Source organism: Streptomyces sp. NPDC005262, from assembly GCF_042872425.1.
Lineage (GTDB): Bacteria > Actinomycetota > Actinomycetes > Streptomycetales > Streptomycetaceae > Streptomyces.
This window is the reverse complement of sequence record NZ_JBIAKK010000002.1, coordinates 358024-373676: the sequence shown is the minus strand read 5'-3', so window position 1 is coordinate 373676 and position 15653 is coordinate 358024. Positions and strand designations below refer to the sequence as shown.

Sequence of the window (15653 nt, the reverse complement as noted above, 5' to 3'; positions counted from 1 at the left end):
ATCAGTCAATTCGGGCAATTGCCGCTGGTCCGGTTGGGGGACCGTCGCGCCCTGGTTAACCTGCAGTATGGCCCTTGGCACTCCCTCTACCAGGACGGATCACGCACGCACCGTGCGTGAGCTGCTGGCGACCGGCAAGACTTCGTATTCGTTCGAGTTCTGGGCGCCCAAGACCGAGAAGGGCGAGCGCAACCTCTGGAATGCGCTGCGCCGGGTCGAGGCGGTGGGCCCGAGCTTCGTCTCCGTGACGTACGGGGCCGGTGGTTCCACCCGGGCCGGGACGGTCAGAGCCACCCAGCAGATCGCTGCCGATTCCACGCTCACCCCGGTCGCGCACCTCACGGCCGTCAACCACTCGGTCGCCGAACTGCGCAACATGATCGGGCAGTACGCCGATGCCGGGATCAGGAACATCCTCGCCGTGCGCGGCGATCCGCCGGGCGACCCGATGGGCGAGTGGGTCGAGCACCCGGAGGGTGTGCGGTACGCGGCCGACCTCGTCCGGCTCATCAAGGAATCCGGCGATTTCTGCGTCGGGGTCGCGGCATTTCCCGAGATGCATCCGCGCTCGACCGACTGGGACGGCGACATCCGGCATTTCGTGGACAAGTGCCGCGCGGGTGCCGACTATGCGATCACGCAGATGTTCTTCAATCCGGACGACTATTTGCGGATGCGTGACCGCGTGGTCGCTGCGGGTTGCGACACGCCCGTCATCCCTGAGGTCATGCCGCTCACCAGCGTCAAGCAGTTGGAGCGGTTTCCGCAGCTCAGCAACGCGACGCTGCCTTCGTCCCTGAAAGACCGCATCCTCGCCGTCAAGGACGACGCAGCCGCTGTACGCTCCATTGGCATCGAGTTCGCGACGGAGTTCTGCGCGAGGCTGCGCTCCGAGGGTGTGCCCGGGCTGCACTTCATTACGCTCAACAACTCGACGGCAACGCTCGAAATCTACGAGAATCTCGGACTGCACAAGCAGTCGTGACCGGTCGTACCCGCCATGATCCCGGGCGGCGGCCGTAGAAATGGGGGCGGGCATGGGCTGGACGGTCCTCTACATCGCGTTCGGCATCGTGGCGCTGTGGCTGCTCGGCGAGGTGCTCCTGCAGTACAAGGCACGGCTGCGCTGGCGCCTGCTCGCCTTCACCGGCTTCGCAGGCGTGGTCGTCGGCGTGCTGATGCCGTCCGTTCCCGTCATCGCCGTCGGCGCGATCGCGTTCGCCGTCGGCCAGACGTACGTCACGCTCTCCTTCCGGCGCGGCTTCTCGACCGGCTGGGCCATAGGGGGCAGCCCGGGCGAGAGCCGTCGCCGTCGAAGCAGCGGTGACCGGAACGCCCGCCGGGAGCCGACGCTCGAGGTGTCCGACCTGGAAGTGGAGTACGACCGGGCGGGCGAGGACGAGGCGGACAGGACCGCACCCGCACCCGCACCCGCAGCCGCCGTCTACGAGCCGGAACCGCTGCCGGACGACACCGGGCAGTACGGCATCTACACCGATCCCGTCCCGCAGCAGGAGTCCCACCAGACTCAGGGGCAGCCCCAGTACGGCGCGTACGACCCGTACACCGACTACTCCACGTACAGCGGCGTGCCCGGCCAGGAGAGCTACGGCGGGCAGGACGTGTACGCCGACCAGAACGCGTACGCCGCTCAGGACGGTTATGCCGGGCAGGGGACTTACGCCGGGCAGGACAGCTATGCCGGCCAGTACGACTACGGCACCGGCCAGCAGCAGTACGCCGCGTACTCCGACCCGTACATCGGCACCACCGGCGGCCCCTCGCAGTACGGCGCGCACGACACCTACGCGAGCTACGACGGCTACGGCAACCAGCAGCAGTACCCGGCGGACCCCTACGCCCAGCAGTACGCCTCCGAGACCCCGCCGGGCGGGGTCTGGGTGCCGCAGCAGCGTGAGGGCGAGCAGTACCCGCCGGAGCAGCAGCCCGCACAGCCCGCCCAGTACCCGAACGCCTACGACGGCGGCTACAACGAACAGCAGTACCGCTACTGACGGAGCACGCCCGGGATCCGGTCCTGCCCCCACAAGTCCTCGATGTCATGGGGGAGACCGAGGGCGAGGCGGCATCGACGCGCCCGGCCCTCGGCCCGCACTCCTGCCTGCTCGATGCGGCGCGGCTCACTGGGAGCCGCGGAAGCCGTCCCCCTCCACGATGAGCCCGGCGACGAGCGTCCCCGACATCCCGGCGTGCGCGAGCCCGCCGCCCGGGTGGGACCAGCCGCCCGCGAGATAGAGACCAGGCAGCCGCGTCCGGTTCCCCGGATGCAGATACGCGCCCCCGGCCCCGGCCAGCGCCGGTGCGGGCACCGAGCCGCCTTCGGCGCCGGTGTCCGCCGCCGTCCGGGCAGGCGTCCGCACTTCGGCGTGGAGCAGCCGCTCACGTATGCCCGGGACGGCAGCGCCGGCCGCATCGATCAACGTGTCCGCGTACCGCTCGAGCAGAGCCGTGTCCGTCCAGTCCACCGCGCCGTGCGGGGCGACCGTCGCCGTCACCGTCACGGCCTCGTGCGCGTCGTCGGGGCGGGTCGACGGATCGTCCGGGCGGATCACCGTCACCGTGGGACGCTCGGCGAGCCGGCCACCGAACACCGCCTCTCGTTCCGCCACGCCGTCCGCGCCGTGCACCACGGTCCGGTGCACCGTCCCCGCGGGGCGGCCGCCACTCAGCGACAGCAGGACCTGGAACCGGCCCGGCACCGTCGCCCGGTCCGCCGGCCGCGGCTGAGCCGTCACATCGCCGTCCTGCCAGAGCTCCTGACCCGGCACCAGTCCCGGGCGCGGCCAGGCCCCGAGCACCACGTGATCGGCCTCGGCGACCGTCCCCGTCGCCAGCTCGACCCCCGCCGCACGGCCGTCCTTCTCCACCACCCGGGCCACCTCGGCGCCGAACGCGAAGTCCACCTTCCGCGCCAGGCACCGCTCGTACACCGCCTGCGCCAGCGCCCGGATCCCGCCGGTCACGTACCAGCTGCCGAACGTCTCCTCCATGTACGGGAGCAGGGCCGCGCTCGCCGGCGCGCGCTGCGGATCGAGGCCGTACGACAGCGCGTATCCGTCGAGCAGCGCGGTCAGCCGGGGGTCCGTCAGCTCCCAGGCACCGACCTCCGCCACCGTGCCCGCCTGCCGGGCAGCCCGCAGTATCCGGCGCTGCCGGAGCGCCGGATACGGATCGCGGCCCAGCACCTGCCAGTCGGCGCGCAACGGCTCCTCCAGCAGCGGCCGCCGGGACCGGTCCCACGCATCCCGGGCCCGGTCGAGGAACTCGCCCCAGCTGCTGCCCGCACCGGCCCCCAGCGCGCCGTCCAAGGCGGCGACCACCCCGGCCCGGGAGGCGTTCGGCAGCGAGACCGCGGTGCCGTCGGCGAAGAGATGGCGGCTCGCGGGATCGACCTGCGTCATCGTGACGCACCGCTCCAGCGGCTCCTTGCCGGTCTTGACGAACAGATCGCGGTAGACGGCGGGCAGATGCAGCAGCGAGGGACCCGTGTCGAACGCGAAGCCGTGCCGGGCATACCGGCCGACCGAGCCGCCGTACGTCCCGGACCGCTCGTACACCGTCACCCGGTGCCCTGCCACGGCCAGCCGGGCAGCCGCCGCCATTGCGCCCATCCCGGCGCCGATCACCGCAATACGTGCCATGTCAGTGACCTTAACGGCCACCGCTGACAAGTCAGCCGGGAGGCCGGTGCGAACCCGTCCCGGCCAGGCGTCTCTCCTCACGCCGCTGGGCCCTGCGGCGCAGGAACCGGCGGATCCGGGAGGCCAGGAAGGCCAGTATCACGAAGCCCAGCACCAGCAGCGTCGCGGCGATGACCGCGGCCGCCAGCGGATGGAATATCGCGAACGTGATGATTCCGGCGACGCCCAGGTCCTCGGCGGTGCTCACCGCGATATTGCTGAACGGCTCGGGTGAGGTGTTCACAGCCATCCTGGTGCCCGCCTTCACCAGATGACTCATCAGCGCGGTGGAACCGCCGACGGCCCCGGCGGCGAGCTCCGGCAGCGAACCGCTCTCACCGGCCAGCAGCGCCGCCACGACGGCCCCGGCTATCGGCCTGATGACGGTGTGCGCCGAGTCCCAGAGCGAGTCCACGTAAGGGATCTTGTCCGCCACCGCCTCGCACAGGAACAGCACGCCGGCCACCACGAGGACGTCGGTGCGCTGCAGCGAGGCGGGCACCTCGTCGCTGATGCCGGTCGCACCGAAGACGCCGAGCAGCAGGACCACCGCGTAGGCGTTGATCCCGCTCGCCCAGCCACTTGTGAACACCAGGGGGAGTACGGACACGGACGTGATCGTAACCAGGTGGTGCGGCGCTGCGGGTGGGGTCGGGTGCGCAGCTCTGAGTATCCGTACCTAGTGAGCGAGATGAGTAGATGCGCGGATGGGCCGCCACCTGCGCGGACGGAAGAGTGGAGACCACGGAAGGGGCGTAGCGCCGGGACCGCCGGCACGGGGCGGCGGAACACAGGCACCGCACTTCTTCCGGAACGGGGGTGCACCACGGAGGGCCCGGGGACCACGGGGGAACACGGGGTCACGGGGAAGGCCCTCCGGCAGCACGGGAAGCGCCGGTCGGACGGGGCTCGGGGGGATCGAGCCTCGTTGCGACCGGCGCTTCTGTGTGTGCGCACGCCCTCGGGGAGCAGTGCGGGTCAGCGTCCGCTGACCCGGCCGTGCAGCAGCAGGGACAGCGCCGAGTGCACATCGTCGATGGACCGCTCGGGCTGGAACGCCTGCCAGTCCAGCGCAGCCACCAGCACCATGCCGACCAGCGCGGCCGCCGTCAGCGGGATGTCGATCTCCTGGCTGAGCTCGCCGTTCGCGACGCCCTCCCGGAGCACGTCCTCGACCACGGCGACGGCCTCCTGACGCACCACCAGGAGGGTCGCCTGCCAGGCACGGTTGGTGCGCCACAGCTCGGCGACGTACAGCTGGGTGAAGGCCGGATAGCGGTCGATGAAGGCGAGGCCGGCCCTGATCATCGCGTCCAGGGCCTCGACCCGGGTGCCGCCGCGCTCCTCGGTCTGCTCGGCCGCGGACCGCAGTGACGCGGTGAGCAGTCCGACACCGTGCCGCAGCAGTTCCTCGAAGAGCTCGGTCTTGCTCTTGAAGTTGTAGTAGACCGTGCCCTTGGCGACCCCGGCGCGCTCGGCGATCTCGTCGACCGTGGTCGCCGAGAAGCCCTTCTCCGCGATGAGCGTGACGGCCGCCTCGTAGAGCTTCTGCCGGGTGGCCTGGCGACGCGTGGTGCTACTGCTTTCCATGCGGTCGATTCTCACAGGTCCCGGCGCGCTCACAGGCTCAGCTCCGGATGCAGCCGGTCCAGCGTCCACACCTGCTTGCGGCGCGCGGCGACCGCGGTCAGGGCCAGCGCCCCCGCCGTGAACGCCAGGAGCACCGCACAGCCCTGCCAGACCGGACCGAGCCCGCCGCCCGTGATCAGCCGGCGCAGCCCCTCGACGATGTAGCTCATCGGCAGATACGGGTGGATCGCACCGAAGAAGCCGGGGCTGGTCTGGACGGGATATGTACCTCCGGCCGAGGTCAGCTGGAGCATCAGCACGGCGAGGACGAGAATCCGTCCCGCCGCGCCGAACCGTGCATTCAGCCACTGCACGATCGCGCCGAAACAGCAGGTCACAAGTGCGAGGAAGCCGATCGTTCCGGCGGCGTGGATCATCCGCAGTCCCAGCCCCCAGTGCAGCACGGACATCAGCGCGGCGACCTGCAGCAGACCGATCGCGGCCACCGGCAGCCAGCCCGCGAGGGCGATCCGCCAGGCGGAGGCCCCGGCAGCGAGCGCCCGCCGGTTGAGCGGCTGGATCAGCATGTACGCCACCATCGCGCCCACCCAGAGGGAGAGCGGGATGAAGTACGGGGCGAACCCGGTGCCGTAGTTGGGGGCCTTGTGCAGCGACTGGGAAGCGAGCTTCACCGGGTCGGCCATCACATCGGTGCGCCGGTCGCGGTCCTGCTTGTCGTAGTCGGGGATCTTGTCGACTCCGTCGTTCAGCCCCTGGGCGAGCGAGGCCGAACCGTCGCCGAGCCGGATCAGCCCGCCGTCCAGGCTGGTCGCACCCTTCTTGAGTTCGCCGACGCCGGTGTTCAGGTCGACGGATCCGGCCCTCGCGGTGGCCAGGCCGGTGTGCAGTTCGTCCGCGCCCTCGGCGACCTTGTGGGCACCGGTGTTGAGCGCGTTGACCTTCGCGACTGCGGACTTCAGGTCCTCGTCCAGGTGCGGGGAGCGCTCGGCGAGGGCGTCGGCCTGCTTCTGCAGGGCCGCCAGCTGTCCGCGCAGCTTCTTCAGATCCCCGTTCTGGTCCTTGACCAGTACGTTCACATCGTCGGCGACCTTCGCGACATCGGCCGCGGCGGTCGTGGCCCGCTTCAGCGGGGGACAGACGGTGGGGTCGGGGAGCAGCTGTTCCGTGCAGCGGGTGCGGTAGACGTCGGCCAGATCGTCGGAGGCCTCGTGGGCGGCGGTCGCGGCGGTCGGCGCCGCCTTCACCAGCAGGTCGAGGTTGTCCCGTACGGCCTGCGAGGAATCGGCGACCAGCCGGGCGGTGTCGCCGATCGTCCTGCCGTTGTCCTTCAGGAACGGGCGGACGTCGGCCGCCACCCCGTTGACCTTGTCGGCGAGCAGCTGGGTGCCGTCGGCGACCTGCCGGGACCCGGTTTCGAGGTCGCCGGCTCCCTTGTTCAGCCTGGCTATCCCGCTGTCCAGCCGGCCGCTGCGGGACTTGGCGTCCTTGAGCCCGTCCGCGAGATCCTTCGAGCCCTTCTTCGCCTTGCCGATCCCGCCCTTGAGGTCGTCGGCGCCCTGGGCGGCTTTCGCCGTCGCATCGTGGAGGTCGGAGAAGGAGATGAAGATCCGGTCGAGGAAGCCGCGCGAGGCATTGACCGAGGCTGCGGTGCGGACCTCGGAGAACACCGTCCGGGAGATCTGCCCGACGATGTAGTTGTTGGCGTCGTTCGTCCGCACCTGGAGCGCACCGGTCTCGGGGGAGTCACCCGAACTGGACGCGATCCGCTTGCTGAAGTCCGCCGGCATGGTCAGCGAGAGGTAGTACGTACCGTCCTCGACGCCCCGGTCGGCCTGGGCGGAGCTGACCTCGTGCCACTCGAAGATCCTGGAGTCGAGCAGCTCGCCGGTGATCTCGTCCCCGGCCTCGATGCGCTTTCCGGCGGCGGTGGCGCCCCTGTCGTTGTTGACCAGGGCGACAGGGATCTTGTCGAGGCGGCTGTACGGGTCCCAGAAGGACCACAGGTACAGGGCGCCGTAGAGCAGCGGCAGGAGCAGCAGCGCGACAAGTGCGGCGCGGGGAAGCCTGCCCCTGCCGAAACGCTTCAGCTCAAGCGCGGCCAGTTTCGGCGAACGCATCGGCCGTCCCCTCATCAGTGGTCTTCTCGGCAGTGGTCTTCTCGGTCGTCGCCCCGGGGGCCTCTGCGGGCTCGGAGGCGTCTGCGGCGTCCGCCGCTGCGATGTCTGTGGTGGCCGTGGCGTCCGTGCGGACGGTGATGGCGCGCCCGGGCGCCTGGCTGCAGACGGCGAGCACGGTCGTTCCGCCGTCGGCGACGGAACGCAGCAGCTGCCAGGCCGCGGCGCGCTCGGCATCGGAGAGCTTGAGATCGGTGTCGTCCACGGCGAGCAGCCGCGGCCGGCCGATCAGCGCGAGGGCGACGGAAAGCCGCAGCGCCTCCAGCCGCTCCAGATCGCGTACGGAGGTCCGCTCGGCCTTGGGCAGGGTCGCCAGGTCGAGTCCGGCGGCGTCCAGTGCCGTGTCGATCCGGTTGCGGGCCGCGGCGGCGCGCTCGGCGCGTGGGCTGAGCAGGGCGCGCAGCGAACCGTCGTACCGGCGCTGCAGCAGGGCGCGCTCACGCAGGTGCTCGGCGACCGTGAAGGCCGGGTCGAGTTCGCTGACCCCCGGCACCGGGCCCAGCCCGCTGATCCTGCGTACGGCGGTCATCTGGCGTGGCAGGCGCAGACCGCCCGCCTCGGCACGGCCCTCGGAGGGGCGCATCCGGCCCGTCAGGGCGAGCAGCAGGCAGGTGCGGCCGGAGCCGGACGGGCCCTCGATCGCGACCAGGGCGCCGGGTGGGGCGTCGAGCCGTACGCCCCGGAAGGCCCAGCCGCGCGGTCCCATGAGCCCGAAGTCCTCGGCGGTGACAGCTGCCCCGTGCGGGCTGTCCACAGACCCTCCCCTTTTAAACTGACTGGTCAGTACAAAAAGATAGCTCGAACTCGCGAACGAGGCAAAAGACCAGGTCAGGCGCTGATCTAGGTGGATTGTCAGTGGTGGGCCCCACGATGGATACATACGGCCACGGAGCCGTCACACGACGACAGGAGGTTCGTCATGGCCAACTCGTCCGCAGCTGCCGCCTCTCGGCGCCGCGCAGGCGGCCCTGCCCCCTCACCGACCGGCCCCGCCCCGTCATCCAGCGGTCCGGCGAACGACGTCCACCCGGTGCTGCGCCGCGCCACCGCACCGCCCGCCGCCCTCGATCTGCTGGCCCAGGCCCGCGGGGGCCTCGAAGAGGCCGCCGTGCTCGCCGTGCCGAACGAGCGCTATGCCACCGCCCATCTCGCCGCGCTGCGCACCGCTGCCGCCGTGCTCGCCGCCCGCGGCCGGCCCGAAACGACCAGGCGACGCAGGGAGAGGATCCGCAGCGCCTGGGAAGTCCTCCCGGAGATCGCCCCGGAGCTCACCGAATGGAGCGCCCTGTTCGCTTCGGGGGCCCGCCGCAGGGCCCGGGCGGAAGCGGGCATACCGGGGGCGGCCAGCAGTCGCGACGCCGATGATCTGCTGCGCGACGCGGCCATGTTCCTGCGCCTGGTGGAGCGGCTCCTGGTGCTCCAGCCGACGCTCCCTCAGGCCCGGCAGGAGCGGCCCGACGCGGGATGACGGCTGCGGTGGCCCGAGGCAATAGGGTGGACAGCACCTGTACCACCTGCACCGTTCACGCTCCGCCGTCAGCGGCGGCACCGTGCCGAGGAGTCAACTGCCGTGTCGGATCAGCTGCGCCCCCGCGCCTCCCTCCGTACCGCCGTGGTCTGGGAGGTCCTGAAGGACGCTCTCGACCGTCAGGTCAAGGCGACCGGCAGGGACGCCCTGGACGTCCTGGACACCGGCGGCGGCACCGGAAACTTCGCGGTGCCGGTCGCCCGCCTCGGCCACCGGGTCACCGTCGTCGACCCCAGCCCCAACGCGCTCTTCGCACTGGAGCGCCGCGCCGCCGAGGCCGGGGTCGCCGACCGCGTCCGAGGCGTCCAGGGCGACATCCTCGGCCTGTTCGAGGTGGTCGAGCGCGGCGGTTACGACGCGGTGCTGTGCCACGGCGTCCTGGAGTACGTCGACGACCCCGCCGAGGGCGTACGCAACGCTGTCGACGCGCTCCGCCCGTCCGGTGAGCTCAGCCTGCTCGCCGCCGGACTCGGCGGCGCCGTCCTGGCCCGGGCGCTCGCGGGCCACTTCACCGAGGCACGGCAGGCGCTCAGCGACCCGGCGGGCCGCTGGGGCGCAGGCGACCCGATGCCCCGGCGGTACACCGCGGAGCAGCTCACCGAGCTGGTCTCCGCGGCCGACGTCGAGGTCGGTGCGGTCCACGGCGTAAGGGTCTTCGCCGACCTCGTACCGGGTGTCCTGGTGGACACGGAGCCCGGCGCGATGGAGGCACTGCTGAAGCTGGAGACCGCGGTTGCGGAACTCCCGGCGTTCCGCTCGGTCGCGACCCAGCTGCACGTTCTGGGCACGAAGCGCGCCTGAGTCGCGGCCGGGGCCCGGTGCCCGCAGTGCAAGGCCGGGCCGAAGTGCGGTGGCAGCGCGGCTGATCAGCGACGCAGCTGCAGATGGAGTACGCCACAGGCCCCCCGATCGGGGCGTAGTCACCGTATGATCGGGGGACACCATCCGGCATGACGGATCGGAGGTTGGGGAATCTACGCCTCAGCAGCTGAGCCGTTGTGGCGGCCCGGACTGGCTGATTGGCGAACAGGGCGGGTTTCACGGGGGCGAATCCCTGCCTATCCTGGAAGGGCCGCATACCGGCCGCCCCCCGCGGCCGACGACGAGGAGGACTCCGTGCCGCTCTCGGAGCACGAGCAGCGAATGCTCGAGCAGATGGAGCGAGCGCTGTACGCCGAAGATCCCAAGTTCGCGACAGCGCTCGAGGGAAGCGGGCTGCGTACGTACACCCGGCGACGGGTTTACCAGGCGGTCGCAGGCTTCCTGGTGGGTATCGCGCTCCTCATGGCCGGAATGGTCGCCCAGCAGATCTGGATCAGCGTGGTGGGATTCCTCGTCATGCTGGGCTGCGCGGTCCTTGCGGTCACCGGTTGGCGCAAGGCTCCCAAGCCCGGCGAGCAGCAGGCGTCCGGGGGCAAGGGCGAGCGCCGACACCCCAAACAACGCCGAACCGTGATGAACCGGATCGAGCAGCGGTGGCAGCGCCGCCGTGATGAACAGGGTCAGTAAACGCTTCTGAACGTGTGCTGGTGAGGGGCGGCCGCATCATCGCGGCCGCCCCTCACCCATGTCTGCGCACCGCCTGCGCCGCCCGGGGGCACCGTCCTTGGATTTCCCCGAGATCCCAGGGGTGGGCGAAGGCTCTCCCATCGGGCAGTGACCCCTGCCGCTCCGGGCGTTTGCTCCGACTCCTGGGCGGGCCGAAAATCGAGCCCGTCCGTCCGGCGGCGAGGGGGTGCGGCCCGGTGGCCGCGCCCCCTCTGCTCAGCCCTGCTGGCGGGACGGCCACCGCGGCAGCCCGTGCCACCGCGCCGCCCACCGGCCGATGAGTGCGGACCAGCTTTCGGACGCTGCCCAGATCACCCGAACGGCCGAACGTGGTGCCACCACCGCGCGGATCCGGGCGAAGCGGTCGGCGGAGGCCCGCACCCCGTCCCGCACCGTCTCCACGTCCTCCGCGAGCCCGGTGGCCGCCCGGGGCTGCGGGGCGTAGAGAACCTGCTCCACGGCCCCTGCCACCCGGTGCACGGCCGCGGCCTCGTCGGGGTCCAGTCGCCCCAGCCGTACCATCCGCGCTGCCGCCTTGCGTGGGGTCAGCGAGTCGTCCGGGCCGATGCCGTGGTCCCACGCCGTATCGGTGATCTCCCGCCAGGCCGCCAGCGTTCTGGCCGTCGCATCCGCCGGCGTACGCCCCCCGGACGAGTTCAGCCTGCGCGTGCGCACCCGAAGCCGCCACAACAACGGCAGGAGGAGCAGCGCGAGCAGCAGCAGGACCCCCAGACCCACCAAGAGGAAGGTGCCGATCGGAGCCCCCGGGTCCTTCGGAACCGCGGCGCCCGGTGCCGTCGACGAGCCGCACTCGCCCTGCCTGCGAAGCTGCGGCGGGCAGCTGTCCGAGGCCGACGGAGCGGCCGACGGAGCGGCCGAGACACTCGCCTGCGGACGGCTCGGGTTGGCCGAGCCGCCCGCAGGGGCGTCCGGCAGGGTGTACTCAGGCGCGCTGCCCCGCGTCGGTGTCGGCTCGAAACGGGTCCATCCGATGCCCTCGAAGTACAGCTCCGGCCAGGCATGCGCATCGCGCAGCCCCACCGACATCGCACCGTCCGACTGCCCGGTCCCGGGCGTGAAGCCCACCGCGACCCGGGCCGGAATGCCCAGCGTCCGCGCCATCGCGGCCATCGTGAACGAGAAGTGGACGCAGAAGCCCCGCTTGGCCTTCAGGAACCGGCCGATCGCGGCCGAGCCGGTGCCGGAGGTCACCGAGGTGTCGTAGGTGAAGCGGCCGTCCAAGGCGAAGAAGTTCTGCAGCTTCACCGCTCGCTCGTAGTTGTTGGTGGCACCCTTCGTCACCTGGTCCGCCGTCTCCTCGACGACCTTCGGCAGCGAGCCGGGTACCTGGGTGTACTCCCGCCGCATCGCGGCCGACGCCGGGCCCGCCGCGGCGAGCTGATCCGCGGTCGGCTGCACCACCAGGCTGGAGACCTCGTACTGCGCCCCGCGGGTCGTCTGGCCGCGGTCTCCGACGAGGGTGCGTCCCGCGCGCTCGTACCGCCAGTGCCCGCCGATCTTGATCTCGGTCGCGGGGTAGGGGAGCGGCAGGTAGGTCTGCTGGTACGAACGGGACGCGGAGATGTTCGACCTGATCTCCGTGACGGCGACGTCCGCGGCCAGGCCGTCCGGGTTGGGGAGCCGCTTCGGCACGTCCTGCAGGCTGCGCCGCGAGGGCCGCCACTCGCTCCCGGTGAACTGGTCCAGGGCCAGGATCCGCAGGTAGAAGTCCTGGGGGCTGCCGGAATTGGTGCGGTACGAAATCACCTCCCGGTTCTCCGGCTGGTTCAGATCGTTCTGCAGCGAGACCAGCGGGTTCACCGCGGAGATCGTGCCGCCGCCTCCGCCCTTGCCGGACCCGCTCCCCGAACCGGCCAGCCAACCTCCGCTGAGCGCGGACGTCGGTACGACCAGGGCCATACCCAGCGCCAGCGCACCGATCCGCCGCCCGGTGCGGACCGGTGCGAGCGGCCGGCCGCCCGACATGTCGAGACCGGCCGCCAGACCGTTCGGTGACCGGCCCGTGCCACCGAAGACCCGCCCCCACTGGGAGATCCGGTCCCGGCCCTCGGCCAGCAGCAGGAGCAGATAGCCGGAGGCCGCCAGCAGGAACCACAGCCGGCCCGCACCACCCGACAGTCCCGCGGCGACCGAGTAGAGCGCGAGGAGCGGCAGGCCGGCCGGAGCCGCGCTGCGCAACGTCACCGCGAGGGTGTCCACGGCAAGTCCGATCAGCAGCACACCGCCGACCAGCATCAGCCGGATGCCGTCCGTCGCGGGCGCCGGGATGGCGTACCTCCCGACATCGTCCGCACCCGCGGTGAGCAGGTCAGCGAGCCGCTGGACGGCCTCGGGACCGGGCAGGAAACCGACCAGGGCCTGCCCCCGGGCGAACACCACGGTCAGCATCATCAGAGTGACCAGGAACTGCACCGTGACGACCAGCAGCCGCGGCAACGGCACCCGGCGGGCGAGTGCGCCCACCCCGCTCTGGATCGCCAGCAGGAACGCGGCCTGCACGATCCAGGAGGCCGGGTCGACCAAGGGCAGCATCGAACCCGCTGCCAACAGCGTCGCCGCAAAGGCGCACAGCGCCAGCCGACCACGACCGCTCATGCCCGTCCCCTCATGACCATCCCCCGGTGAAACCTGTACCACCCGTGGCGCCGCCCGACAGGGCGGACTGTGTCACGGTGCTCTGCTGTCCTGCGAGCTGCCACAGCTCGGCGAGATCGGTCCCGGGCTTCACCATGACCGCTGTCCAGCCCGATTCGCGCAGCAGCCGCAGCCGCTCCTCCGTCCCCGCGAGTGCGGCGCCGTGCGACTCTCCCTGCACCCAGGTGTCGCTGTCCAGCACGAACGCGACGGCGCCGCCGCTGCGCTGCCGCATCCGGGCCGCCACCGCCGCCTGCTCCTCGTCCAGATCACCGAAGAAGGCGACCAGCAGCCCTTGGTTGCCGCCGCGCAGCACGTCGTACGCACGCGAAAGACCGCCCCCGTCGGAGTAGTCGACGACCGCGAGCGTGTCCATCATCAGTCCCGCCGAGTCGGCGGATTCGTGCGTCGAGCCGGCGAAGCCGCCCCCGCCCTCGGCCGGCACCGAACTGCCGTCGTCGGTCAGCAGCCGCACCGCGAAGCCCCGCTCCAGCATGTGCACCAGCGCGGATGCCGCCCCCGACACCGCCCATTCGAAGGCCGAGTCGGGCCCGGTCCCCTGGTAGGCGATCCGCCGGGTGTCCAGCAGCACCGTGCATCTGGCCCGCTGGGGCTGCTCCTCGCGGCGCACCATCAGCTCGCCGTAGCGCGCGGTGGAGCGCCAGTGGACCCGGCGCAGATCGTCGCCGTGCCGGTAGCCGCGCGGAATCACGTCGTCCTCACCGGCCAGTGCCAGCGCGCGCTGTCGCCCCTCGCCGTACCCGGAGGCCTCCCCCGCCAGCCGGACCGGCGGCAGCGGCTCGGTCCGCGGGATGACGACCAGGGTGTCGTACGCGCTGAACGAGCGGGTCAGCTCGCACATCCCGAACGGATCGCTCAGCTGCAGCTGCAGCGGTCCGAGCGGATACCGCCCGCGCAGATCCGACCGCACCCGGTACGACACCTCACGGCGGCCGCCCGCTTCCACCCGGTCCAGGACGAACCGGGGCCGCGGCCCGAGCACATAGGGCACCCGGTCCTGCAGCATGAGCAGCCCGGTAGGCAGCCGCGAGACGTTCTCCATGCGCAGGTGCACCCGCGCCTCGGTGCCCGCGGGCACCCGGGACGGGGAGAGCCGCCGGGTGGCCGCGACGCGGTAACGGGTGCGGAACAGCACCACCACGCAGACCAGAGGCAGCGTGGCGAGCAGCAGCCCGACCCGCAGCAGGTCGCCCTGGCCCAGCACGTACGCGCAGACCGCAGCCGCGATCCCGGCCGCGAGGAAGGACCGCCCGCGTGTGGTGAGCCCGCCCAGCGCGGCCCGCAGACCGCCCTTGTCGTCGCCGTCGTTCATCGCGGCCGGCCCCCCTGCTGCCATCACACCCGCCGCATGCCGGGCGGCTGCTGCCGGCCGTACATCGCGGGGCCCGGCTGGTGCTGCGGCGGTGCCGGGACGGTCGCACCGCCACCCGCGGTCGGTACCGGCGTCTGCTGCAGGATCTCCAGCACGACCTGCTCCGCGGTACGACGGTTCAACTGGGCCTGGGCGGTGGGCAGCAGCCGGTGCGCGAGCACCGCGACCGCCAGCGCCTGCACATCGTCGGGCAGGCAGTAGTCCCGCCCGCTCAGCGCCGCCGACGCCTTTGCCGCGCGGAGCAGATGCAGCGTGGCGCGAGGCGAGGCGCCGAGCCTGAGATCCGGATGGGTCCGGGTGGCCCCGACCAGCTCCACCGCGTACCGCCGCACGGATTCGGCCACATGGACCGTCCGTACCGCCTCGATCAGCTTCACGATGTCGTGGGCGTGCGCCACCGGCTGCAGGTCGTCGAGCGGCGAGACCCCGCCGTGCACATCGAGCATCTGCAGCTCGGCCTCCGCGCTGGGATAGCCGATCGACACCCGGGCCATGAACCGGTCGCGCTGGGCCTCGGGCAGCGGATACGTGCCCTCCATCTCCACCGGGTTCTGGGTGGCCACCACCATGAACGGGTCCGGCAGTTCGTAACTGTGCCCGTCGATGGTGACCTGGCGCTCCTCCATCGACTCCAGCAGCGCGGACTGGGTCTTGGGCGAGGCGCGGTTGATCTCGTCGCCGATCACGATCTGGGCGAAGATCGCGCCCGGTTTGAATTCGAAGTCGCGCCGCTGCTGGTCGAAGATGGACACACCGGTGATGTCGGAAGGCAGCAGGTCCGGCGTGAACTGGATGCGCCGCACGGAGCAGTCGATCGACCGCGCGAGCGCCTTGGCCAGCATGGTCTTACCCACCCCGGGGACATCCTCGATGAGGAGATGCCCCTCTGCGAGCAGCACGGTCAGCGAAAGCCGAACGACCTCAGGCTTGCCCTCGATCACAGCCTCCACCGACCTGCGCACCCGCTCCGCTGTGGTCGTCAGATCTGTGAGGCTCGCTCGATCGTCATAGGTCGTCACCCGGCCCTCCTCGGCCCTGCCCCACGCTCTCAAGGAGCAGGGGAT

Annotated in this window: 13 protein-coding genes; 5 read left to right on the top strand and 8 right to left on the bottom strand. The window is 71.4% G+C overall.

Translation table 11 applies throughout. The features are described 5' to 3' along the window. The first annotated feature begins 67 nt into the window (after positions 1–67). Positions 68–985: a methylenetetrahydrofolate reductase [NAD(P)H] gene (gene metF / locus ACFYP5_RS06865; protein WP_389032919.1), complete on the top strand. Its 918-nt coding sequence runs from the start codon at positions 68–70 to the stop codon at positions 983–985. A 52-nt stretch (positions 986–1037) separates the two neighbouring features. After that, positions 1038–2015 (top strand): hypothetical protein, encoded by a 978-nt coding sequence (locus ACFYP5_RS06860; protein ID WP_389031583.1) that lies wholly within the window; start codon positions 1038–1040, stop codon positions 2013–2015. A 126-nt stretch (positions 2016–2141) separates the two neighbouring features. Here ACFYP5_RS06860 and ACFYP5_RS06855 read toward each other — a convergent pair whose 3' ends face one another. The 5 genes from ACFYP5_RS06855 to ACFYP5_RS06835 all read right to left on the bottom strand — a co-directional run bounded on the left by ACFYP5_RS06855 (position 2142) and on the right by ACFYP5_RS06835 (position 8219). Further along, a complete protein-coding gene (locus ACFYP5_RS06855) occupies positions 2142–3662 on the bottom strand; it encodes a phytoene desaturase family protein (RefSeq protein WP_389031580.1) in 1521 nt (506 codons plus the stop codon). 31 nt (positions 3663–3693) lie between these two features. Next, positions 3694–4311, bottom strand: coding sequence for a DUF4126 domain-containing protein (locus ACFYP5_RS06850; protein WP_389031578.1), 618 nt, complete (start codon positions 4309–4311; stop codon positions 3694–3696). A 368-nt stretch (positions 4312–4679) separates the two neighbouring features. Then, a complete protein-coding gene (locus ACFYP5_RS06845; protein WP_389031575.1) occupies positions 4680–5291 on the bottom strand; it encodes a TetR/AcrR family transcriptional regulator in 612 nt (203 codons plus the stop codon). A 29-nt stretch (positions 5292–5320) separates the two neighbouring features. After that, a complete protein-coding gene (locus tag ACFYP5_RS06840) occupies positions 5321–7408 on the bottom strand; it encodes a YhgE/Pip family protein (protein WP_389031573.1) in 2088 nt (695 codons plus the stop codon). Further along, the gene (locus ACFYP5_RS06835; protein WP_389031570.1) at positions 7380–8219 is read right to left on the bottom strand and encodes an ATP-binding cassette domain-containing protein; all 840 of its coding nucleotides are present in this window, start codon (positions 8217–8219) and stop codon (positions 7380–7382) included. Before ACFYP5_RS06835 ends, ACFYP5_RS06840 begins: the two co-directional genes overlap by 29 nt. Positions 8220–8384: 165 nt before the next feature. On the opposite strand from ACFYP5_RS06835, the gene ACFYP5_RS06830 reads away from it, so the two are divergent. From ACFYP5_RS06830 to ACFYP5_RS06820, 3 genes are all read left to right on the top strand, one after another. Continuing rightward, on the top strand, positions 8385–8933 hold the full coding sequence (locus tag ACFYP5_RS06830) for an SAV_6107 family HEPN domain-containing protein (RefSeq protein ID WP_389031567.1): 549 nt from the start codon (positions 8385–8387) through the stop codon (positions 8931–8933). A gap of 102 nt (positions 8934–9035) precedes the next feature. Then, positions 9036–9794 carry a class I SAM-dependent methyltransferase gene (locus tag ACFYP5_RS06825; protein WP_389031564.1) on the top strand — a complete coding sequence of 253 codons (759 nt, stop codon included), beginning with the start codon at positions 9036–9038 and terminating at the stop codon, positions 9792–9794. A gap of 315 nt (positions 9795–10109) precedes the next feature. Beyond that, positions 10110–10502: a DUF3040 domain-containing protein gene (locus ACFYP5_RS06820; RefSeq protein WP_030919300.1), complete on the top strand. Its 393-nt coding sequence runs from the start codon at positions 10110–10112 to the stop codon at positions 10500–10502. 255 nt (positions 10503–10757) lie between these two features. Here the strand turns inward: ACFYP5_RS06820 and ACFYP5_RS06815 are convergent, their stop codons facing one another. Genes ACFYP5_RS06815 through ACFYP5_RS06805 form a run of 3 tightly spaced genes read right to left on the bottom strand, consistent with a single transcriptional unit; the run spans position 10758 to position 15608 of the window. Then, positions 10758–13157, bottom strand: coding sequence for a DUF3488 and DUF4129 domain-containing transglutaminase family protein (locus ACFYP5_RS06815; protein ID WP_389031561.1), 2400 nt, complete (start codon positions 13155–13157; stop codon positions 10758–10760). Positions 13158–13167: 10 nt separating this feature from the next. Further along, complete coding sequence (locus tag ACFYP5_RS06810) at positions 13168–14553, bottom strand: DUF58 domain-containing protein (protein WP_389031558.1); 1386 nt, start codon at positions 14551–14553, stop codon at positions 13168–13170. Beyond that, the gene (locus ACFYP5_RS06805; protein WP_389031555.1) at positions 14553–15608 is read right to left on the bottom strand and encodes an AAA family ATPase; all 1056 of its coding nucleotides are present in this window, start codon (positions 15606–15608) and stop codon (positions 14553–14555) included. Before ACFYP5_RS06805 ends, ACFYP5_RS06810 begins: the two co-directional genes overlap by 1 nt. Positions 15609–15653: the final 45 nt, after the last annotated feature.

What these genes read in the sequence shown, in the direction of transcription:
- ACFYP5_RS06845 (WP_389031575.1), bottom strand. Translation starts at nt 5,291, where the DNA reads ATGGAAAGCAGTAGCACCACGCGTCGCCAGGCCACCCGGCAGAAGCTC.
- ACFYP5_RS06810 (WP_389031558.1), bottom strand. Translation starts at nt 14,553, where the DNA reads ATGGCAGCAGGGGGGCCGGCCGCGATGAACGACGGCGACGACAAGGGC.
- ACFYP5_RS06830 (WP_389031567.1), top strand. Translation starts at nt 8,385, where the DNA reads ATGGCCAACTCGTCCGCAGCTGCCGCCTCTCGGCGCCGCGCAGGCGGC.
- ACFYP5_RS06815 (WP_389031561.1), bottom strand. Translation starts at nt 13,157, where the DNA reads ATGAGCGGTCGTGGTCGGCTGGCGCTGTGCGCCTTTGCGGCGACGCTG.
- ACFYP5_RS06840 (WP_389031573.1), bottom strand. Translation starts at nt 7,408, where the DNA reads ATGCGTTCGCCGAAACTGGCCGCGCTTGAGCTGAAGCGTTTCGGCAGG.
- ACFYP5_RS06855 (WP_389031580.1), bottom strand. Translation starts at nt 3,662, where the DNA reads ATGGCACGTATTGCGGTGATCGGCGCCGGGATGGGCGCAATGGCGGCG.
- metF (WP_389032919.1), top strand. Translation starts at nt 68, where the DNA reads ATGGCCCTTGGCACTCCCTCTACCAGGACGGATCACGCACGCACCGTG.
- ACFYP5_RS06860 (WP_389031583.1), top strand. Translation starts at nt 1,038, where the DNA reads ATGGGCTGGACGGTCCTCTACATCGCGTTCGGCATCGTGGCGCTGTGG.